Annotated in this window: 23 protein-coding genes; 19 read left to right on the top strand and 4 right to left on the bottom strand. The window is 47.2% G+C overall.

The features are described from left to right. The first annotated feature begins 5 nt into the window (after positions 1 to 5). From cobI to G9G54_RS10470, 4 genes are read left to right on the top strand one after another with little or no spacing between them, the layout of a single operon-like run. Positions 6 to 722 (top strand): precorrin-2 C(20)-methyltransferase, encoded by a 717-nt coding sequence (gene cobI, locus G9G54_RS10485; RefSeq protein WP_039271654.1) that lies wholly within the window; start codon positions 6 to 8, stop codon positions 720 to 722. Then, complete coding sequence (gene cobM, locus G9G54_RS10480) at positions 719 to 1,513, top strand: precorrin-4 C(11)-methyltransferase (RefSeq protein WP_023990786.1); 795 nt, start codon at positions 719 to 721, stop codon at positions 1,511 to 1,513. Before cobI ends, cobM begins: the two co-directional genes overlap by 4 nt. Further along, complete coding sequence (locus G9G54_RS10475; protein ID WP_165177847.1) at positions 1,506 to 2,594, top strand: cobalt-precorrin 5A hydrolase; 1,089 nt, start codon at positions 1,506 to 1,508, stop codon at positions 2,592 to 2,594. The genes cobM and G9G54_RS10475 overlap by 8 nt, the downstream gene beginning before the upstream one ends. Next, a complete protein-coding gene (locus G9G54_RS10470; RefSeq protein ID WP_165177845.1) occupies positions 2,587 to 4,044 on the top strand; it encodes a cobyrinate a,c-diamide synthase in 1,458 nt (485 codons plus the stop codon). The genes G9G54_RS10475 and G9G54_RS10470 overlap by 8 nt, the downstream gene beginning before the upstream one ends. 133 nt (positions 4,045 to 4,177) lie before the next feature. Here the strand turns inward: G9G54_RS10470 and G9G54_RS10465 are convergent, their stop codons facing one another. Then, entirely contained in the window at positions 4,178 to 4,627 is a 450-nt protein-coding gene (locus G9G54_RS10465; protein ID WP_025721620.1) for an AbrB/MazE/SpoVT family DNA-binding domain-containing protein, read from the bottom strand. A gap of 438 nt (positions 4,628 to 5,065) precedes the next feature. On the opposite strand from G9G54_RS10465, the gene G9G54_RS10460 reads away from it, so the two are divergent. From G9G54_RS10460 to G9G54_RS10410, 11 genes are all read left to right on the top strand, one after another. Further along, positions 5,066 to 5,704 (top strand): ThuA domain-containing protein, encoded by a 639-nt coding sequence (locus tag G9G54_RS10460; protein WP_165177843.1) that lies wholly within the window; start codon positions 5,066 to 5,068, stop codon positions 5,702 to 5,704. Between the two features lie 102 nt (positions 5,705 to 5,806). Further along, positions 5,807 to 6,166 (top strand): phasin family protein, encoded by a 360-nt coding sequence (locus tag G9G54_RS10455; RefSeq protein ID WP_013312404.1) that lies wholly within the window; start codon positions 5,807 to 5,809, stop codon positions 6,164 to 6,166. A 1-nt stretch (position 6,167) separates the two neighbouring features. Further along, complete coding sequence (locus G9G54_RS10450) at positions 6,168 to 7,838, top strand: ABC1 kinase family protein (RefSeq protein ID WP_165177841.1); 1,671 nt, start codon at positions 6,168 to 6,170, stop codon at positions 7,836 to 7,838. A gap of 23 nt (positions 7,839 to 7,861) precedes the next feature. Further along, positions 7,862 to 8,419, top strand: coding sequence for a hypothetical protein (locus tag G9G54_RS10445; protein WP_165177839.1), 558 nt, complete (start codon positions 7,862 to 7,864; stop codon positions 8,417 to 8,419). 64 nt (positions 8,420 to 8,483) lie between these two features. Then, positions 8,484 to 8,723, top strand: coding sequence for a hypothetical protein (locus G9G54_RS10440; protein WP_069290586.1), 240 nt, complete (start codon positions 8,484 to 8,486; stop codon positions 8,721 to 8,723). Further along, the gene (locus tag G9G54_RS10435) at positions 8,724 to 9,128 is read left to right on the top strand and encodes a PIN domain-containing protein (RefSeq protein ID WP_165177837.1); all 405 of its coding nucleotides are present in this window, start codon (positions 8,724 to 8,726) and stop codon (positions 9,126 to 9,128) included. A 288-nt stretch (positions 9,129 to 9,416) separates the two neighbouring features. Continuing rightward, the gene (locus G9G54_RS10430; RefSeq protein WP_165177835.1) at positions 9,417 to 10,865 is read left to right on the top strand and encodes a SulP family inorganic anion transporter; all 1,449 of its coding nucleotides are present in this window, start codon (positions 9,417 to 9,419) and stop codon (positions 10,863 to 10,865) included. 218 nt (positions 10,866 to 11,083) lie between these two features. Beyond that, complete coding sequence (locus G9G54_RS10425; protein WP_165177833.1) at positions 11,084 to 11,749, top strand: amino acid ABC transporter permease; 666 nt, start codon at positions 11,084 to 11,086, stop codon at positions 11,747 to 11,749. After that, on the top strand, positions 11,730 to 12,407 hold the full coding sequence (locus G9G54_RS10420; RefSeq protein ID WP_013312399.1) for an amino acid ABC transporter permease: 678 nt from the start codon (positions 11,730 to 11,732) through the stop codon (positions 12,405 to 12,407). The genes G9G54_RS10425 and G9G54_RS10420 overlap by 20 nt, the downstream gene beginning before the upstream one ends. An 18-nt stretch (positions 12,408 to 12,425) precedes the next feature. Then, on the top strand, positions 12,426 to 13,181 hold the full coding sequence (locus G9G54_RS10415; RefSeq protein WP_165177831.1) for an amino acid ABC transporter ATP-binding protein: 756 nt from the start codon (positions 12,426 to 12,428) through the stop codon (positions 13,179 to 13,181). Between the two features lie 18 nt (positions 13,182 to 13,199). After that, positions 13,200 to 14,075, top strand: coding sequence for a cysteine ABC transporter substrate-binding protein (locus tag G9G54_RS10410; protein ID WP_069290583.1), 876 nt, complete (start codon positions 13,200 to 13,202; stop codon positions 14,073 to 14,075). A gap of 189 nt (positions 14,076 to 14,264) precedes the next feature. Here G9G54_RS10410 and G9G54_RS10405 read toward each other — a convergent pair whose 3' ends face one another. Then, the gene (locus G9G54_RS10405) at positions 14,265 to 14,525 is read right to left on the bottom strand and encodes a helix-turn-helix domain-containing protein (RefSeq protein WP_053326298.1); all 261 of its coding nucleotides are present in this window, start codon (positions 14,523 to 14,525) and stop codon (positions 14,265 to 14,267) included. 63 nt (positions 14,526 to 14,588) lie between these two features. Beyond that, complete coding sequence (locus tag G9G54_RS10400; RefSeq protein ID WP_010347197.1) at positions 14,589 to 14,858, bottom strand: helix-turn-helix domain-containing protein; 270 nt, start codon at positions 14,856 to 14,858, stop codon at positions 14,589 to 14,591. Positions 14,859 to 15,043: 185 nt separating this feature from the next. Here G9G54_RS10400 and G9G54_RS10395 point away from each other — a divergent pair, with 185 nt between their 5' ends. The 3 genes from G9G54_RS10395 to G9G54_RS10385 all read left to right on the top strand — a co-directional run bounded on the left by G9G54_RS10395 (position 15,044) and on the right by G9G54_RS10385 (position 16,017). Further along, on the top strand, positions 15,044 to 15,403 hold the full coding sequence (locus G9G54_RS10395) for a hypothetical protein (RefSeq protein ID WP_061831998.1): 360 nt from the start codon (positions 15,044 to 15,046) through the stop codon (positions 15,401 to 15,403). A gap of 242 nt (positions 15,404 to 15,645) precedes the next feature. After that, the gene (locus G9G54_RS10390) at positions 15,646 to 15,753 is read left to right on the top strand and encodes a putative metal homeostasis protein (RefSeq protein ID WP_158451783.1); all 108 of its coding nucleotides are present in this window, start codon (positions 15,646 to 15,648) and stop codon (positions 15,751 to 15,753) included. Between the two features lie 114 nt (positions 15,754 to 15,867). Further along, a complete protein-coding gene (locus tag G9G54_RS10385; protein ID WP_165177829.1) occupies positions 15,868 to 16,017 on the top strand; it encodes a hypothetical protein in 150 nt (49 codons plus the stop codon). A 155-nt stretch (positions 16,018 to 16,172) separates the two neighbouring features. Here the strand turns inward: G9G54_RS10385 and G9G54_RS10380 are convergent, their stop codons facing one another. After that, positions 16,173 to 17,405 (bottom strand): PHB depolymerase family esterase, encoded by a 1,233-nt coding sequence (locus G9G54_RS10380; RefSeq protein WP_165177827.1) that lies wholly within the window; start codon positions 17,403 to 17,405, stop codon positions 16,173 to 16,175. 424 nt (positions 17,406 to 17,829) lie between these two features. Here G9G54_RS10380 and G9G54_RS10375 point away from each other — a divergent pair, with 424 nt between their 5' ends. Next, positions 17,830 to 19,314 carry a phytoene desaturase family protein gene (locus G9G54_RS10375; protein WP_165177825.1) on the top strand — a complete coding sequence of 495 codons (1,485 nt, stop codon included), beginning with the start codon at positions 17,830 to 17,832 and terminating at the stop codon, positions 19,312 to 19,314. Position 19,315 lies beyond the last annotated feature (1 nt).

Here is a 19,315-nt window from a genome sequence, read left to right as displayed (position 1 = left end):
ACAGCATGAATACAGCGGCAACAGGAACACTTTACGGCGTAGGCGTGGGGCCGGGTGATCCCGAGCTGATTACAGTCAAGGCGTATCGCATGATTCAGGAATGTGCAGTTGTGGCTTATCCGAAGAAACGCCGGGGAGGTAAGTCGTATGCTCACGAGATCGTGGAGTTGTACGTCAACCCGGAGGAAAAGGAGATGCTGGGACTCATTTTTCCAATGACCAAGGACCCGGTTGTACTGGAGCGTGAATGGAACAAAACGGTGGTTGCTTGCTGGGAGGCACTGAGTCAAGGCAAGGATGTAGCCTTTGTCACAGAGGGAGACCCTAATCTGTACAGTACCTTTATTCATTTGGCACGGCTCATGAAGGATCTCCATCCTGAGGTGCCGATTGTATCTATTCCGGGCATTTCGTCTGTGTTGGGAGCGGCGGCAGCGCTGGAATTGCCTTTGGCAGACGGAGATCAGCAGGTCGGTATTATTCCGGCTACGGATGATCGGGAAGCGATGAAGCGGGCGATTGAGAATCACGATACGGTCGTGTTTATCAAGGTTGCCAAGGTGCTGGATTTGATTTTGGATGTGCTGGATGAACTCCATCTTGGGGACCGTGCATCAGTCATTACCAAGGTCACTTCTCCTTATGAAATGGTATGGCGCGACGCACGTGAGCTGCGCGGACAGGAGCTTGAATATTTGAGTTTAATGGTGGTGAGCAAATGACGTTGGAGCCCAAAGTATATATCGTAGGAGCAGGTCCCGGCGACCCGGAGCTGATTACTGTCAAAGGCTCCCGGATTCTACGCACGGCCGATGTGGTATTGTACACGGATTCACTCGTGAACGACGAGCTGATTGCCACGGCCAAGCCAGAGGCGCAGGTACTGCAAAGCTCAGGCATGGATTTGGAGCGGCAGGTCGAGATTATGAGCGAGGCTGTGCAGGCTGGACGCAGTGTAGCTCGCGTACATACAGGCGATCCAGCCGTGTACGGTGCGATTTTGGAGCAAATGGTGTTGCTGAAGCAGCGCGGAGTAGCATACGAAATCGTACCAGGCGTCAGCTCGGTTTTTGCTTCTGCGGCCGTGCTGGGTGCAGAGCTAACTGTGCCTGACCTGACGCAGACGGTCATTCTGACGCGTGCCGAAGGCCGTACACCTGTACCGGATCGGGAAAAGCTGCGTGACTTGGCATCCCATCACTGTACAGTGGCACTGTTCCTCAGCGCAACGCTGGCAAAGAAGGTGGTCGTTGAGTTTCTGGCGGCAGGCTGGAGTGAGGACACACCTGTAGCAGTTGTGCAGCGTGCGACCTGGCCGGACCAAAAGATCGTACGCACGACGCTTGCCCAATTGCCAGCTGATCTGCGTGCAGCAGGTATTACGATGCATGCCATGATTCTGGCAGGCTGGGCGCTGGACCCGGGACTGGTGGACAAGGACGCGCATCGTTCCAAGCTGTACGATAAGTCGTTCACCCATGGCTATCGGAAGGGAGTGAAGCCCAGTGAGTAATCCATTTGCCGCTGTGGCGATCACGAAGCATGGAGTGGAAATGGTCCGCAATTTGGGAGCCAGCTTTCCGGGCACGGATGTGTATTACATGTCCAAGTTTGAGCGTGGCGACGAGCAGCAGCGTGGCATTCAGTTGTTCGAAGGCTCGGTCAAGCTGATTTTGCCGGATTTATTTAAACAATATAACGGTATTATTTTGTTTATTTCTCTCGGTGCAGTAGTTCGTATGATTGCACCAATTTTGGTGGATAAAAAGGTAGACCCAGCGGTAGTTGTCATTGATGATCGCGGCGAGCATGTCATTAGCGTATTGTCTGGCCATTTGGGTGGCGCCAATGAATTGACCCGCCATGTAGCGACTGTACTAGGCGCACGTGCTGTAATCACGACTGCATCAGACGTGCAGGGCACGATTCCGGTGGACATGTTTGGTCGGGAATTGGGTTGGGTGGTCGATAGCTTCGACAAGGCCACTCCTGTGAGCGCTGCTGTTGTGAACGAGGAACCTGTTGCGCTCATACAAGAGACAGGCGAACGGAACTGGTGGCGTTATGACAAGCCTGTACCTAGACATATCAAGGTATATGCTTCGACGGCAGAAGCATTGCAAGAACCGTTTAACGCCGCATTGGTCGTGAGTGACCGTTTATTGGAGCCGGAGGAAGAGGAGCAGCTTCTTTCTAATGGTGTGCTGTACCGTCCGAAAAGCTTGGTGCTCGGCATCGGCTGCAACCGTGGGACTGCATTGGAGGAACTGGAGGCGGGTGTGCTGGACACCTTGCAAGAGCTGCGTTTGTCCGTGAAAAGCGTACGAAATATTGCCACCATTGATCTGAAAAAGGACGAAGAGGGCTTACTTGCCCTTTGCGCCAAATACGGTTGGGAACTGGTGACGTATACTCCGTCAGAGCTGAATACGGTGCAGCTTCCCAATCCATCGGAAACCGTCTTCAAATACACTGGCGCATATGGGGTCAGTGAACCTTCAGCCTTGTTGTCTTCTGGTGCAGACCATTGGCTGCTGGAGAAGAAAAAAAGCGGCAATATGACGCTGTCTGTAGCGCGGGTTTCCTATGACTGACATCATGAAGCAGGCTGTACAGTCTGATCCGTCTGCCGCTACGCGCAGAAGCCGTATTGTTGTTGCCGGAACAGGCAGCGGCGCAGGCAAAACGACTGTTACCCTTGGGCTGATGAAGGCGTTCGCCGACAGCGGCCTGCGAGTGCAGGGGTTTAAATGCGGGCCGGATTATATCGATCCGACCTATCATACTGCCGCGACCGGGACCTCTTCCCGTAATCTGGATTCATGGATGACCTCACCGGATACGGTGCGTGAAACCTTTATCCGTGCTTCCGAAGGCGCGGATATTTCCGTGATTGAAGGCGTCATGGGGCTGTATGACGGCAAGGACCCGCTCAGCAACACCGGCTCGACCGCTGAGATCGCCATGCTGACGGACAGCCCTGTATTGCTGGTGGTCGACGTGCGCAGTATGGCACGAAGCGCCGCCGCTATTGTGCTCGGCTTTCAGCGCTTGGAGCCCAAGCTGCGCATTGTGGGCGTAATTGTGAATCGCTGCGGTAGCCAAGGGCACTATGGCATCGTCAAAAAGGCGATTGAGCAGGAGTGCGGCATCCCCGTGCTCGGCTGGTTAAAGCGTGATGACGGGCTGGATATTCCCGAGCGTCATCTGGGTTTAGTACCCGCTGTGGAACGCGGCGAGCTGGAGCCGCTTTTCCAACGGGCGGCAGAGCTGATCCGCGCGGGTACGGATCTGGATGCACTGCGGGCATTGGCGGATTCGGCTCCGCCGTTGTCTCTGCCCGCACAACCGTTGTTTCCCCCGGATTGGCTTCCATCAGCAGGGCATGAAGCTGATACCGGGGAACGTCCCGTCATCGCCGTCGCCAGAGATGCGGCGTTCAATTTTTACTACCCGGAAAATATGGATTTGCTACGTCAGGCGGGAGCAGAGATTGTCTATTTCAGTCCGCTGGCGGGAGAACGCGTACCTGAGCAGGCAAGCGGCCTATACCTGGGCGGCGGTTTCCCCGAAGAGTTTGCCGCAGATATCGCTGCAAATACGGGCTTTTTGGAAGATATCCGCAACGCGGTAAGCCGGGATATGCCAGTATTCGCCGAATGCGGCGGTTATATGGTACTGGCACGGACACTTACGGATCGTATGGGGAATGCCTATCACATGGCCGGGGTTATTCCGTCGGACGTCCGCATGCAGGAGAAACGGGCTGCACTGGGATACCGGGAAGCAACCGCTTTGCAGGATTGCTTGCTGCTGGAGGCTGGAGAGACCATTCGGGGACATGAATTTCATTATTCTGTCATGCACTATGATGAATCATCCGTCCCCTACTCCTACGCCTATCAAACCAAGGGGATGCGTGGTCTCCAGAGCGAGGGTTATGCGAAAGGGAACCTTTTGGCAGCCTACACGCATGTTCATCTTGCATCTCTTCCCAAGGCGGCAGCACGCTGGGTGGAACAATGCCGGGTTTACGGTCAATAGGTTTGCAAACGAGTGCACCACTTCATATAAGCGAAAAAAAGCCGAGTCCCTAAAGGGTCCGGCTTTTCTAAATTCAATAGATTTAAACCTTACATAGTATGGAAGCGTATACATTACTTTTTTGGTGATTCGCTTACATGAGTTTTTTCAGTTGGGAAATCCTTCCCTGACTCACGCCAAGCATGGAGGCGAGTTGTTTTTGTGAAGATGCTGGATGTTCTTCCATAAGCTCTCTCATTTTCTCCAAAATAACGTCTGTGCGCTGATAAATTTTTTTCATATGCATATTTTGCTTAAGTGGAGGTGAATGGGTTTCAGTCGCTGTGACCGGAACTAAATCTTCCGTTTTCATCGAGGCCGCACATTCATCGCAGATAAACTGATCTTTAAAGTAGGTGTTGGTATCAACCGCACCGCAAAATATACAGTTGGTTGATTTGTACTTACGGAGCATGAGTGTCTGGTCTTCAATAAAAAACTCTAATGGATCGCCGATGTCAATCTCCATCGTCATGCGCAACTCTTTAGGAAGCACAATTCGCCCCAAGCTGTCCAAGGGCCGGGTCATTCCAGTCCTTTTCATTCATGCAACCTCCCCGGTTTTTTAAGATTTATAGAATGTATAAGGTTTGAGGCAATTCTTATCAATTCTATAACCGCAAGCATAAATTCTTACAAAAAGCGGCCCTTCATTGTTAATCAAGCATGGACGCACTTTTTTTCTTACGAGTATACCATAAACAGGCCGAATCGCCATCGTTCAGATTTATAAATTTTGAATAAGTTTTAATAAGTTTATTCCGAGCGAACATATATGCTATAATCGTCTGCTAAAGGATTTAATAGGTCGTCTGTAGAATTATTTATATATGCCGTAGCTCGGACAATGATGGCGGTGTTATGGGAAATGGATAAGGGCCAAACGGAATTTTCTGAGCGTTTTGACCCCACAAACAAGAATAAATGACACGGGCCCCGCCTTTAAAGTCCTTATATACAAGTCAGGCAAGGAGGATTTATCATGGAAAAAAGAAAAGCATTGTTGTTAGGAGATTATTCGTATCCGGAGTTTCACCCGCTGCAAGGGGTGGACGAAGAGATTAGCCATATTTTACAGGATTGGATGACGGTACAGTGCAGTGAGAATCGTAAAATGCTGCTCAAGGAAAATCTAACCTCATTTGATCTATGTATCTCGTACTGCGATAGCCGCAAGGAGGTTCTGTCACCTCAACAAACAGCAGGATTGCTGTCTTATGTTAGCGGCGGGGGTGGATTGCTTGTGCTGCATAACGGAATCACATTGCAAGGACGGTATGAAATTGCACAGTTAATGGGGGCACGTTTCTTGCGACACCCGGCTGCGGGTCCACTTTCCTTCAAAGTAACGGAGCCTGATCATCCGATTATGGAAGGAATTGAGCCGTTCGAGATGCAAGAGGAGCCGTATCGTTTTGATTTTGATCCATTCACTGAAAAAACACTACTGATGGAATATGAACACGAAGGCCAGTGGTGGCCGGCGGCATGGTCACTGTCCTATGGCTTGGGTCGGATCGTCTATTTGATGCCTGGACATAATCAGCCAAGCTTCCAGCACGAGGGATACCGCAAGCTGCTGCTTCAGGCTGCCAAGTGGGCTGGACGCTTTCCAGGTTAAACATAGATCATTCCATTCATTGAGGAAGGGGAGCTGCGAACTTTATGCGGCTCCCCTTTTCAGGTTATACTATAGGTAATCACAGGTAGGGGAGGATATATTATGAGCGATTTGTTCAAAAAAGCCATCTCATTGGGGTGGGGCCTCACCGTTGTCAGCAAAGAAAAGGTGGAGAAAGCCGTCGAGGATCTTGTAAACCGGGGAGAACTTGCGCCCTCGGAATCCAAAGCGCTGGTCGATCGTCTGATCGAACGAGGGGCAGAGGAACAGGGACAATTCAAAACAGTGATCCGCGAACAGGTTAGCCGCATTTTGCAGGAGCTGGAAGTACCTACCGAAAATGATGTTACAAGTTTGGAGCAGCGTGTGGCATTGTTGGAAAAACAGGTAGCGGAGCTGGAAAAAGAAAAGGCGGCGCTTACGGGTTCGAGCGACGCTGAAGAAGCGAACCGGCTGGATTAAAATGGCGGTTCGTATGAAGCACGCCGGTCGTTACCGGGAAATTGCCATGGCGCTGGCGCGTCATGGCTTTGGCTATATGGTGGAAGAAATGGGACTGTTCCAGCTGCTGTCATTGCCTCGCAAGTGGCTGACGAGAGAAACTCCCGAGTCCAAAACGCTAGGTGAACGGATTCGACTTGTGCTGGAGGATCTGGGGCCTGCATTCATCAAGCTTGGACAGTTGGCAAGCACACGTGCTGACCTGCTGCCGGAGCCTATTATCCGTGAGCTGGTTAAGCTTCAGGATCAGGTACCACCGTTTTCATCTGAAACGGCGCGTGGCATTCTGGAGCAGGAGCTGGACACGTCATTAGAGGACATACTGGTTCGTTTTGACGATGTTCCGCTGGCCGCTGCTTCGATCGGGCAAGTGCATCTGGGCAAGCTGCACAGCGGCGAAATGGTCGCCATTAAAATCCAGCGTCCTGGCGTTAATCGCATCATTCGGCGAGATTTGGACATTTTGCGGGAACTGACCGCTATGGCAGCCAAGCGCTGGGAGTGGGTAGAGCGGTATCAGCTTCGCCAGATGGTAGAGGAGCTGGGGAGATCGCTCATTCAGGAGCTGGATTACAACCATGAAGCCCGTAATACAGAGAAGATTGCCCTCCAATTTGAGCAGGACCCACATATCTATATTCCGAAAATATACTGGGATCATACCTCTTCCCGTATACTGACTATGGAGTTTCTAGACGGAACTCACTTGGGTAGTCGTGAAGAGCTATTACGCCGTGGATATAACTTGAAAGAACTGGCGCAGCGGCTGGTGAACAGCATGCTGCATCAAATTTTTATAGAGGGATTTTTTCATGCCGATCCCCATCCGGGGAATTTACTCGTTTTGAAAAATGGCAGTCTTGCTTATTTGGACTTTGGCATGACGGGAAGGTTGAGCGAAGAGATGAAGAATCATCTCGCTTCCCTCATTATTGCCCTGATGCGCAAAAATACCGATGCCATGGTTCGGTCTATCGAACGTTTGGGTCTGGTCGAACCGGACACCGACCTGAATGCGCTGCGTGCCGATCTGGACAAGATACGGGAAGATTACTCAGACGTTCCTTTCTCACAGATCAGTATTGGTGATGCTTTGAACGACCTATTTGGCGCAGCGCAGCGCCATCGGATTGGTTTGCCGTCGGACGTCCTGTTGCTAGGCAAGGCGTTGCTGACACTGGAGGGGGTCGTGGAGCACCTGGACCCCGATCTCAGTATTATCGCTTTGGCTGAGCCCTTTGGTAACAAGCTGTTGAAGGAACGCTTCAGCGGTCGTCGTATCCGAGGCAAGCTGCTGGGTGGTGCGACTGAGCTGGTGGAGACGCTGATGGAACTGCCAGGACATGCGAGGCACTTGGCCTCGATTATCAGCAAGGGCAAGCTTAAGCTGGAGGTTACTGTGCCGGAGCTGGAAATGCTTCTGCGCAGGCTGGATCAGATCAGCAACCGTCTGTCATTCAGTATCGTGCTGTTAGCGTTCAGCATTATTATGGTCGGACTGATTATCGGTTCATCGCTGAATCATCAGGCGACCATGCTGTGGAATGTACCTGCCATTGAAATCGGCTTTGTTGTCGCTCTCTTAATGGTTGCCTTTTTACTATATTCCATTTTTAAATCGGGAAGATTCTAGATACTGACCAGAAAGGAAAACTTATGGATACACATAAGATGAATAATCTCCAAATTGCAGATGTGCCATGGCACCGCCTGACTACTCCTTATGGCAGGGGCACGGAGTTGCCACAATTGATATCCAACGGGGAGTACGCAGCAATTGCTGATCTGATAGAGCATCAAGGCACATTGTGGCAGGTTACTCCATGGGTGTTACTTTTCTTATTGCGTAATATGCATATGAGAAATTCGGATGATATCACGCGGAGTGAGTTGGAACTGTACCATGCGGTTGTTGGAGCATTGGACATGGAAAACGCACAAGAGGATTCACAGAAGTCTGTAGAATCCCTAATTATGCTGCTGGACGAAAAATATCTATGGCCGGCAGACAGCGATCCAGAAGAAGATGAACTGGAGTGGGAAGAGGAAGAAGCACGCGGTTATGATCCGGTAGCTTTTTGGAGTTATTATGACTATAGTTATCGATTATTGAAGCAAGCACTGCCTGACTTTGAAGGCTTACTCCAGCAGCATGCGGACTCTGAGATTGCGGAATCCCTATCGGAGCTTGTACAGAAATTGCGAAAATTTTAAACATAAGAAAACGAATCAAATGAGCTATGACAGGAAACTAATCTTTTGCTAAGGAGTGATTTTAGTGGCAAAAAAATTAACTGATCTACATCGAATACGTCTCTTAAATCTCCTTCGTGATATTGGGTTTGAACCATCAAAAGTTACTATAGAAAATAAACAGGGGGAAACTGAGGTTATTGATTTAGAGTCCCCGTTACCGAAAGGGTTGCAAGCTGTTTTAAATTCCCGAGGCAGCCTAAGTAAGGAGCAATTACTTGAGATCGAAGAGAGTGTTAAACAATCCAGAGAGGATTGGGATTAGATGGGGTATTTATTTGATACGAATGCAGCTATTGCCCTTCATAGACTTGACTCATCTTTGGATAGAGTAATACGACAAGCTGAGAAAGACAAAGAGAATATTTTCTTTTCTGTTATAACTCAGTCCGAGTTTATAGCCGGGTTGCCCACTGATACTGCCTTAGATTCAATACCTTTTCTTGGCGGGGAATTTATTGCAGTTAATTCAGATATCGCAGTTAAAGCGGGGCGTATCAGAAGAGAACAAAAAGATAAGTTTGCAAGAAAGCTCAAGACTCCAGATGCATTGATTCTTGCGACAGCTATTATAAACCAATTGGTACTGGTTACGGCGGATCAAGATCTACAGTTCGCGGAGTCTGAGTATGAAGTTAAGGTGATAAACTTTAGCAGGTTAGAATCTTAGTAATTGCGAAAATTTTAATTATAAGAAAACGAATAAGATGAAGATAATGATCGATATTTCAAGGAAATAGATGATTTCTTTCTGTAAACAGCCTTTTAACTCATTCGTCTCTGCGAATTCCTTACGTTATAATGATGGACTGAATGTAACGGACCGGGTTCGTTTGAGAGAGACGAGCTGAATGATAGGAGAGCCTTGGCGATTGGCAGCTGGACGGATGCCCGAAACACACGGGTTGCGAGTCAACACGCTACTCTCTGTAAATATAGGAGGCTGGAACGAGACAGTATGAATCTTAGACAACAATGGTTCGGTAATATCCGGGCCGATATACTTGCCGGCATGACTGTGGCGCTAGCACTAATTCCCGAGGCGATTGCCTTCTCGATCATTGCGGGGGTCAATCCCATGGTCGGACTGTATGCCTCCATCTCGATGGCAATTGTCATCTCTTTTGCAGGTGGACGTCCGGCCATGATCTCGGCAGCAACCGGGGCCGTAGCTGTACTGGTCGTTGGCCTGGTGAAGGATCATGGCGTGGAGTATCTGTTTGCAGCTACCATTTTGGCAGGAATCATTCAAGTGCTGCTGGGTGTTTTGAAAATAGGTCGCTTTATCAGCTTTATTTCGCAGCCGGTTATGACCGGATTTGTGAATGCGCTGGCGATCCTCGTCTTTATGGCGCAACTCACCCACTTCCATGGAGCTAATTGGATCATGTACGCGATGGTAGCGGGGACGCTGCTCATTGTGTATATTTTACCGAGATTTGTGAAAAGCATTCCTGCTCCATTGACGGCAATCATCATCATGACGATCATTACGTATGTATTTGGATTGAATGTGAAAACGGTAGGAGATATCGGTACGCTAACCAGCTCGCTGCCTTCATTCCATTTGCCGCAAATTGAGTGGTCGTGGCATACTTTGCGGATTTTGCTGCCGTATTCCTTTACGATGGCACTGGTTGGACTGCTGGAATCGCTGCTGACAGCCAGTATTCTGGATGAAATGACCGAAACGAAAAGCAATAAAAACCGGGAAGCCCGCGGACAAGGGATTGCCAACTTTGTAAATGGCTTTTTTGGTGGTATGGGTGGTTGTGCCATGATCGGACAATCCGTCATTAATGTCAGCTCAGGTGGAAGAGGGCGTTTGTCCACTTTTACGGCTGGGGTATTCTTGGCCTTTCTGCTGCTCGTGCTTGGCGGGGTTGTAAAGGAAGTGCCAATGGGTGCATTGGTAGGAGTCATGTTCATGGTGTGTATCGGAACCGTAGACTGGAAATCGCTCCGAAACATTGCTAAGGTACCCAAGGCGGACACGTTTATTATGGTGGTCACGGTGATCATTGTGGTGGCTACGCATGATTTGTCCAAGGGCGTGATCGTAGGCGTACTGCTGAGTGCCCTGCATTTTGGCTGGAAAATGGCTAAAATTCGCATCAGCGCAACGGAGAACAACGACGAGAAGGTGTACCATGTCAGGGGTCCGATGTTTTTTGCTTCAACGACTCATTTTGTCGATCATTTCGAACCTTCGGATGATCCAGAACATGTCGTGGTGGACTTCAGTCATTCTCATATTTGGGATCACTCCGCAGTTACTGCCATCGGCAAGGTGTTGCAAAAGTATACGAAATCCGGCAAATCCATCACCCTGCGGGGATTAAATGAGGAGAGCCGTTTAATTGTAGAGAAGCTCGGCGGCCCTCTTGTTACCGAGCCGCTCGTGTGATGAATCGTATAGCATAAATCAAAGCTTGAAATGAAATTATTCATTTCAAGCTTTTTTTATTTATTTCTGAAATAAAACAACACTTTTCTTCCTGAATCATAAATAAATATGACAAATTTTCATCAAAGTATTGACGTAATAATTGGCCAGGAATACAATCATTGTTATTAAGCAAAGCAAATACATAGGAATAATTGAAAATCGAAAGGTATACACATATGAACTTAGACTGGGAGTTTATTGTAGAGAGCTTGCCCTTATATGGAGAAGCTATGTGGTTGACGTTGAAGATCGCCTTTTTTGCTATTCTATTTTCATTAGTCGTCGGTTTGCTGTGCAGCACAGTACTGTATTACAAGGTAAGGGGAGTTAGCGGCATCGTTGTTGCCTATATTGAGCTTTCCCGAAATACGCCGCTGCTTGTACAGTTATATTTTCTGTATTACGGATTTACGAAAATAGGTCTGCATATGAGCGAAATGACGTGTGCCATTGTGGGCATGACCTTTTTGGGCGGGGGTTATATGGCTGAGGCGTTCCGTGGGGGAATGGAAGCAGTGAGCAAAACCCAGACGGAATCCGGGCTGAGTCTCGGACTATCCAAGATACAACTGGCGAGATATGTTATTTTGCCACAGGCTTTTGCCATCAGCGTTCCGTCTCTGGGAGCGAATGCGATATTTTTGCTCAAGGAGACTTCCATTGTTGGCGCCATTGCTTTATTAGATCTGATGAATGTCGCAAAAGACCTGATTGGTATGTACTACAAAACGACAGAATCGCTAATTCTGCTGGTATTGGCATATCTCGTTCTGCTGTTACCTTTATCGATACTGCTGACGTGGGTGGAAAGGAAGGTGCGATATGCTGAATTCGGGGATTAATGTGCTCTTTGAAGGTTCCAATTTCGAGCGTCTATTAGGGGGATTGCTCGTTACGCTGGAGATTGCGCTACTTTCCATTATTATCGGTACTCTATTAGGCATTTTGATGGGGTTGCTGCGCACCTTAAAATCAAGACCGATTCGGTTTGTGCTGAAGTTATATTTGGAGACATTCCGCATTATTCCAATTCTGGTGTGGTTGTATGTTGTATATTTTGGATTTACTCCTTTGTTGAATGTGAATATCAGCGGGGAATTGACAGCAATTATCGTATTCAGCCTGTGGGGAGCGGCCGAGATTGGTGACATCGTTCGTGGTGCATTGGAATCACTGCCCAAGCATCAGGTGGAATCCGGGCAGGCATTGGGACTGACATATGGACAGTTATACCGCCATGTGCTCATTCCCCAGGCGGTGCGCCGAATGCTTCCCGGTTCTATTAATCTGGCGACACGGATGATCAAAACCACTTCATTAGTGGTGCTGATCGGTGTAGTGGAAGTGGTCAAGGTGGGGCAGCAGATTATTGAGCTTGGTGTAATCAAGGCGCCCTCGGCATCCTTCTGGGTGTACGGCTTTATTTTCATATTGTATTTTCTCGTATGCTATCCGTTATCCAGACTTTCCAAAAGATTTGAACGCAGATGGCAAAATTAGCAGGATGGGGTGGATGTCATGGGAGAGGCTGTGGAGGTTTTACTCGAAATTCGAGGGCTGCACAAAAGCTTCGAAGACCGAAAAGTACTGCAACAGATTAATCTGGACGTAACGAAAGGGGAAGTCGTGGTCGTTCTCGGTCCTTCGGGATGTGGAAAAAGCACGCTCCTCCGATGTCTCAATGGTCTGGAGCCGGTCCAGAGTGGAGATATCCGTTATAGAGGGCAGGACCTGACGGATAAGAAAGTGAATTGGCGTGAGGTGCGGCAACATATCGGAATGGTGTTCCAGAACTACGAGCTGTTTCCACATATGACGGTCTTAGAAAATATATTACTCGGCCCGCTTAAAGTTCAGCGGAGAAGCAAGCAGGAGGCACTTGAGCAAGCGGAGCAGCTATTGGAGCGAGTGGGTCTGCTGGATCGCAAAGATGCGTATCCGAGACAATTATCAGGCGGGCAAAAGCAACGGATTGCAATTGTGCGCGCCCTGTGTATGAACCCGGAAATTATGCTCTTTGATGAAGTCACCGCATCCTTGGACCCGGAAATGGTCAGAGAGGTGCTGGATGTCATGCGAGAGCTGGCACAGCAGGGCATGACCATGATTATCGTGACGCATGAAATGGGATTTGCCAAGTCGGTAGGGGATCGTATCGTTTTTATGGATCAAGGACAGATATGCGAAATGACTACGCCACAGCAATTTTTTACCCAACCGGAAACAGAGCGTGCCCAGCACTTTCTGGATATATTTCAGTACGAAACGATATAAACAGGGGGATGAATACAGATGAGAAAAGGAATGAAGTTCACGACGTTATTACTGGCTTTGAGCTTGCTGATTGTTGGTTTGGCGGGATGTGCAGGAGGCGGAAATACCAACGGTAGTTCAGGCTCGGCTAAATTTGCTTCGATTGAGGACATTAAAAAGAATGGCAAGATTCGAATAGGTGTATTTGCAGATAAGCCGCCTTTTGGCTACGTGGATTCGGAAGGGAAGAATCAAGGCTTTGACGTCTATATTGCGAAGCGGTTTGCCAAAGATCTCTTGGGTGACGAGTCCAAGGTGGAATTTGTTCTGGTGGATGCTGCCAGCCGGGTCGCCTATTTGGAATCCAACAAGGTAGATATCATCATGGCTAACTTTACGGTGACGGATGAGCGTAAGGAAAAAGTCGATTTTGCCAACCCGTATATGAAATTATCCTTTGGCATTGTGTCGCCTGATAGCGCTCCAATCACCACGATTGACCAATTGAAGAATTCGGATCAGAAGCTGATTGTCGCAAAGGGAACAACGGCTGAAACCTATTTCACGAAAAATTACCCTGATATCAAGCTGCTTAAATTCGATCAATATACAGAAATCTTCTCAGCCCTCAAAGACAAACGCGGGGCTGCCATTGCCAACGATAATACAGAGCTGATCGCCTGGGCAAAGGCCAACCCTGGCTTTACCGTAACCATCCCGGCCTTTGGTGGTCAAGATACGATTGCACCCGCAGTCGCAAAGGGAAATAAGGAGTTATTAGACTGGATCAACAATGAGCTGGCTACATTAGGCAAGGAAAACTTTGTGCATCAAGCCTACAAGGACACACTGACCTCTGTTTATGGAGAAGGCTTTACAGATCAACTGGTCGTAGAGGGCGGCAAAGTGGATTAATCTGGGGTGAGTAAAGAGTGTTTGACACGTTTATATGATCATTTTGGAATGTAATTAAGTTCTGAGTGCTGTAAATCTATATATTTGCATAATGGATTCCTTTAAAGCAAAAAGACCCGAATTTCTAAAAAAATGGGTCTTTTTGCTTTGTATAGGATTATTGAAAATAACGCCACACTCTACGCAGAATTAATATTCATGGACCTCATCTTCAGGTATGTACTCGAGAACATCGTGCAGGGTTAACGGGCGACCAGAAAGGCGAATTAACGTTTCCATCACTGTATTAAACGTTTTAAACTCGATCCGCTTGGATGTATTGTTACACATTTCGTAGATAGTATTGGGTCTGATTTTAGCCTCACGAGCGAGGGCATTTTTAGTAATCCCGATTTCTCGAAGCAATTCTTCAAGTTTGAAAGCAATTCCCTGTGCGTTTGACATTTTCATGTTGAACAGAACCCCCATGTTCTAACGAATTACAAAAATAATTGAGGTCATGCCTTGGTAGTCTCAATGTCCCTCAATTCCATCTTCGGGAATGTACTCTACAATATCAGCAAGAGTAATAGTCCTTGTAAATCTACGCTGGCGGGCGAATCTATTCAAAGCATCAAGGATATGGACAAGTGTTTCTAATTCAAGTCTTTTGGTTTTGCCATTTACCATATCTATTACAGTTGCCGGACGTATTTTTGCTTCTACGGCCAGTTTATTTCGGGAAATATCAAGTTCTTCTAAAATATCGCCAAGTTTAAAATGATATCTATTTTGAATCTCCATAATTTAGATTCTCCTTTTGTTTCATAGTACAAGAAAATCATAAAATCTATTGAAGTTTTACTATAGAAGTAATAAAATAGAACTACAGGAGTAAAACTTGTGGTTTGAATTCCGCTTTTTCGAGTGAATAGTTGTTAGTTTTCTTGCTTTGAATAATTAAAATCATAAGAGGGAGCTAAATCTAAATGAACAAAAGTAATTTTGAAAAAGTAAGTGTCATTCTTGGTCCCTGTGATCTTCCGCATATGTATGAGCTTTTTGAAGGCTATCTGATCAAGGATCGATACGTCATGATGATCGACAATAGCGTACTTACTCTTCGACATGTAAAAAAGGAAAGGCATTATTCGCATCTATATGTTGATGGTGACACGGGAGGAATCACTCTTGCAAGACATGTACAACGTGAAGACATAGATGTGATTACTGAGTTGGTCGAACGATTGCGCAACATGGATGCATTAAGTTTTCTTACAGATGAACTGTTATGGAACACATGTCGGGAAGATATAGACTTTGACTTAGTTCGGAATAAAGGACTATGAAAAATGGCGAACGTAAATTCTGATTCGAATTTTTGTTCTCGTTTTACTTATATAATGTAACACAGAAGCCTAAAAGGGTGAAATGGACACTGCCGTAATAAAGATACATACTTCCCCCAAAGCTCTTGCATGCTAGTAGATTTCATTATATAATCTTAAATGATAATGAGAATCATAATCATTTAAGTCTTTAGGCGCAGACTCCCATGATGAGCCTAAGTGAATAGGATGGTGATGTACACATGGCTAAAGCAGATGTGGCAACTGCCAGAAGACAGCTTCGGAGTCCGAATAAGGTAACTCGCAGACGAGCTTTGAGAACGATCAAAGCTGCGAAACGCGCGAAGTAGCAGGTTCCAAGTTAACTGCAAATGGCAATACCAGTGTCAAATTTTTTAGTCTCCTCGTTTTGATATTGCACCTGCCTTCCTGATGATGGTACACAGGAAAGTAGGTGTCTTTTTTTGAATAATAAAAAAGCGCCAGGCGGGTATCGAACCGTTTCTGGCGCATTATTTGGAGATATAAAAAACCAAACTCAAAATGAACATAAAAACGGAGTAGACGGAATAGTGCTGTACAAGCGAAGCGATCGCTTTAAAAGCTTTCCGTAGGAAAGCGCGCTTCGGAAGCATCACCTCCCCGGATTACTACTCTATAAAAGGCTTTGTTCAAGAAATCCGGGGGCGGTGGCGATGGGAAGTACTATCCGACTGCGTAGTGGCACAATATGAAACTTTTAAGTTCGGTTTTAATACAAAAACTACATTTATTTCTTTTGTGCAAACAGCCATTCAATCATATCCTGATTTTGCAGAGCCGGAACCCAGGAGAAGTGTCCTGTAGGTTTGATAATCCCTGCTTCGTATTCAGTGAAGTGAATGAGGTTTCCGTTTTGTGCTTTAATGGCAGCGACCATTTCTTGCGAGTTTTTAGGACTTACTGTGGTATCGTCTGCAGCATGGAAGGCCCAAATAGGAACGTTTTTCAATGCCTCGACGTGTGTAGGTTCAACAGGCGCATACATGTTAACGGCTTTTTCATAGTTGGTCAAACCGGCAATTGGCACACCTGCGGCGAACAAGTCCAGATTTTTTTCCAACAATCTCCACGTTCCCATGGCTCCTTGAGAAATACCAACAATATAGATTCGGTTGGTATCGATCGGGTATTTTAACGCCGTATCACGTACCAAATCGGCTACAGCGCTGTTGCGTGGCTCATCTGCCCAAATGAATTTATGCTCCAGGTCAATCGGGCTTTGTGGAGCGATGACGAAGGATGGGTGTTTGGCTTGCTGCTCAGGAGAAGCCCAAGTGACAGCACCAGCATTCGCTAACAGGTTGACTCCGTTTCCATCACCGCGTTCGCCGTTTCCGTGCAGGAATACAACCAACGGGTAGGTTTTGTCAGGCTCTACTTTAGGCTCGAATGTAAAGTAGTTCAGCTTGAAGCCTTCTTTATTTTCAAAGGTGTTTTTTTGGAAGTCGTCCACGATTGGTGTAATTTTATCCGTTGCTTTTACAGTCTGTGTAGAGGCTGGGATGACTGTTTTCTTTGAAGTTGCAATATCTTTCTTTTGACTAATCGTATAATTCAACGTGTTGATGCGGTTAACTGCGCTTGTTGCATCGTAAGTAAGGGTACTTGCATTTTTATCTTGCGTATCCAGCTCAATCACGACATATTTGCCATGAGTACTGCGGTTGGTGATGGCTCCAGTATCATTGGTATATACACTGGTCACGGTTCTGTCTGTATATACATCATTGAGTACAGATTGAACCTGAAAGCTGGACGTGGATAAGGATGCCCCGTCAATATTGGTGCTGTATTTCAGTACGACAGCAGAAACGACTTCACCCAAAGGCTGTACCTGAGTAAGTAGGACAGCCTGTGGCGCTGGGACATCGGCTGCTGCGGCAGAGCTGGAGGATGGGAAAAAGATCGTAAGCAGGAACACGAAAGATAATAAAACAAGGGCAAAACGTCTTCTTTGCATGAGATTAATCTCCTTTGGTGTCATTTTTTTAAAGCGCTTACTACATGTTCGGGATGGTTGACTGTAAGCTGTGAAATTCATACAAATCAAAAAAAGGCAAACTCCGGGTACACGTGTGTACTCGGGTTTTGCCTTTTCAGTAACAATCCCACTTGAAGGATAGCACCTTCATTGGAATCTGACAAGTGAAAGCGCTACATTTTTAGGTGTTTTTTTAAAAAAAGTTTTACTTTCGTTACGGAGGATTCTACAAAAATCCTTAAAGCAACTTGCAATTAGAAGTGGATATGTCGAACTCATGGTATTCATCTATAGCAGGAAAACCAAGTCATAGGGGCTTTTCAACGGTAATATTGTGGTATATAATCCCCTTAACTTAACAGTGTTAACTTATATAACGATGTTAAAAAAAGGGGATGAAATCATGAACCAATACGATGTTATTGTCATCGGTGCAGGACTGGGCGGCTTGTCCTGTGCAGCAAGACTTTCCGCGCTCGGTTACCGAACAGCTGTTTTTGAAAGCCATACTTTAGCTGGCGGTTTCGCAACTGAATTTACAAGAAAGGGATATACCTTTGATGTCTCCTTGCACGGTGTCGGCGGACTCGAGGAGGGCAGCTTCGGTCGGCTGTTAAAGGACTGCAATGCGGACCAGCGAATTGTTCCTCTCCGCAAAAAGCACCCTTACTCCATTCGTTGGGAAGGACAGACCATTGATATTCCGTCCGATGTTCAGGAGTATGTGCAGCTCCTCAAAAATATGTTTCCTGCTGAGGTGTCAGGCATTGACAGTTTATTCGCGGGCATTCGCCGTTTTGAAACAGGCTTTTCTGCTTTTTCTACTCTCACTTCCTGGCGCAAGGCGGTTGGCCTGCTCAAAGCAGGAACCTTCTTCCGTTGGACGCAAATGACGACCTGGGAAGCTGTAAGCCAGTTTGGTTTGTCTGACCGCTTCATAGAATTCTTTACCGCGCTGTGGGCCTATTATGGATTGCCTCCAAAACGGCTTGCGGCCTTGTATTTTTTCATTCCCTGGATCGGCTATCATTTGGAGGGGACGTACTACATTGAGGGAGGCGCACAGGCTTTATCCAATGCATTGGTTGACGCTATTAAGTCAGCGGGAGGAGAAGTTCACCTGCGCAGTCAAGTATCTGAGATTATACTCGAACGCGGTAAAGCAGTTGGAGTCCGTTTGAAAAAAGGCGATGTATATAAAGCCAACTGGATTGTGTCTGGTATCAGTCCCCATCATACGTATGGCCGCCTACTGCAAAACCATGATGCTGCCCGTCGTGAGCTGGAAGCTGTCAGCAGTCTGGAGACTGGCACGTCTCTCACCCAGCTATATCTGGGATTATCATGTGAGCCTCATGAGCTTGGCATCACCGAAGAAGACTTAATCCTGTGCAATGAGCCGGATTCGGAAACAGACTATGAAGTTATGATGAGCGGCCAGTATACCAAAGGCAACTGGATGCTCACGAATTATAACGCCATGGACCCTAAGCTCAATGAACCGGGAAAGGGTGTCATTGCAATTACATTTTTGGACAGATTGGAGAACTGGCCAGCCGCACGTCCCCAATATAAAGCCAAAAAAGAAGCCGTGACACAGCAGATACTGGGATGTCTAGAACAGCTGTATCCGGGTTTTCGCAGCAAGGTAGTGGTGGCCGAGTTGGGCACACCGCGCACGATGCAGCGTTATACCGCTAATCCCGACGGGGCCGTTTATGGCTACGCACAAACGGTCCGGCAGTCCGGTATAAAAAGACTGAAGCACAAATCAGCCGTGAATCGTCTGTCATTGGTAGGGGCCTGGACACAGCCTGGGGGCGGGTTTCAAGGGGTTATGAACTCGGGTATAATGGAAGCTGATCGTATCGCCGCCAAATTGGGGTAGG

This window comes from Paenibacillus sp. EKM212P, from assembly GCF_011066115.1.
GTDB classification, from domain to species: domain Bacteria; phylum Bacillota; class Bacilli; order Paenibacillales; family Paenibacillaceae; genus Paenibacillus; species Paenibacillus polymyxa_B.
Note: the sequence above shows the minus strand (reverse complement) of the source record. Positions and strands in the feature narration are given on the sequence as shown.

Excerpts from the sequence above, each read along its gene's own strand:
- cobI (WP_039271654.1), top strand. The coding sequence starts at position 6 with ATGAATACAGCGGCAACAGGAACACTTTACGGCGTAGGCGTGGGGCCG.
- cobM (WP_023990786.1), top strand. The coding sequence starts at position 719 with ATGACGTTGGAGCCCAAAGTATATATCGTAGGAGCAGGTCCCGGCGAC.
- G9G54_RS10470 (WP_165177845.1), top strand. The coding sequence starts at position 2,587 with ATGACTGACATCATGAAGCAGGCTGTACAGTCTGATCCGTCTGCCGCT.
- G9G54_RS10465 (WP_025721620.1), bottom strand. The coding sequence starts at position 4,627 with ATGAAAAGGACTGGAATGACCCGGCCCTTGGACAGCTTGGGGCGAATT.
- G9G54_RS10460 (WP_165177843.1), top strand. The coding sequence starts at position 5,066 with ATGGAAAAAAGAAAAGCATTGTTGTTAGGAGATTATTCGTATCCGGAG.
- G9G54_RS10455 (WP_013312404.1), top strand. The coding sequence starts at position 5,807 with ATGAGCGATTTGTTCAAAAAAGCCATCTCATTGGGGTGGGGCCTCACC.
- G9G54_RS10450 (WP_165177841.1), top strand. The coding sequence starts at position 6,168 with ATGGCGGTTCGTATGAAGCACGCCGGTCGTTACCGGGAAATTGCCATG.
- G9G54_RS10445 (WP_165177839.1), top strand. The coding sequence starts at position 7,862 with ATGGATACACATAAGATGAATAATCTCCAAATTGCAGATGTGCCATGG.
- G9G54_RS10435 (WP_165177837.1), top strand. The coding sequence starts at position 8,724 with ATGGGGTATTTATTTGATACGAATGCAGCTATTGCCCTTCATAGACTT.
- G9G54_RS10430 (WP_165177835.1), top strand. The coding sequence starts at position 9,417 with ATGAATCTTAGACAACAATGGTTCGGTAATATCCGGGCCGATATACTT.
- G9G54_RS10425 (WP_165177833.1), top strand. The coding sequence starts at position 11,084 with ATGAACTTAGACTGGGAGTTTATTGTAGAGAGCTTGCCCTTATATGGA.
- G9G54_RS10420 (WP_013312399.1), top strand. The coding sequence starts at position 11,730 with ATGCTGAATTCGGGGATTAATGTGCTCTTTGAAGGTTCCAATTTCGAG.
- G9G54_RS10415 (WP_165177831.1), top strand. The coding sequence starts at position 12,426 with ATGGGAGAGGCTGTGGAGGTTTTACTCGAAATTCGAGGGCTGCACAAA.
- G9G54_RS10410 (WP_069290583.1), top strand. The coding sequence starts at position 13,200 with ATGAGAAAAGGAATGAAGTTCACGACGTTATTACTGGCTTTGAGCTTG.
- G9G54_RS10405 (WP_053326298.1), bottom strand. The coding sequence starts at position 14,525 with ATGAAAATGTCAAACGCACAGGGAATTGCTTTCAAACTTGAAGAATTG.
- G9G54_RS10400 (WP_010347197.1), bottom strand. The coding sequence starts at position 14,858 with ATGGAGATTCAAAATAGATATCATTTTAAACTTGGCGATATTTTAGAA.
- G9G54_RS10395 (WP_061831998.1), top strand. The coding sequence starts at position 15,044 with ATGAACAAAAGTAATTTTGAAAAAGTAAGTGTCATTCTTGGTCCCTGT.
- G9G54_RS10390 (WP_158451783.1), top strand. The coding sequence starts at position 15,646 with ATGGCTAAAGCAGATGTGGCAACTGCCAGAAGACAGCTTCGGAGTCCG.
- G9G54_RS10380 (WP_165177827.1), bottom strand. The coding sequence starts at position 17,405 with ATGCAAAGAAGACGTTTTGCCCTTGTTTTATTATCTTTCGTGTTCCTG.
- G9G54_RS10375 (WP_165177825.1), top strand. The coding sequence starts at position 17,830 with ATGAACCAATACGATGTTATTGTCATCGGTGCAGGACTGGGCGGCTTG.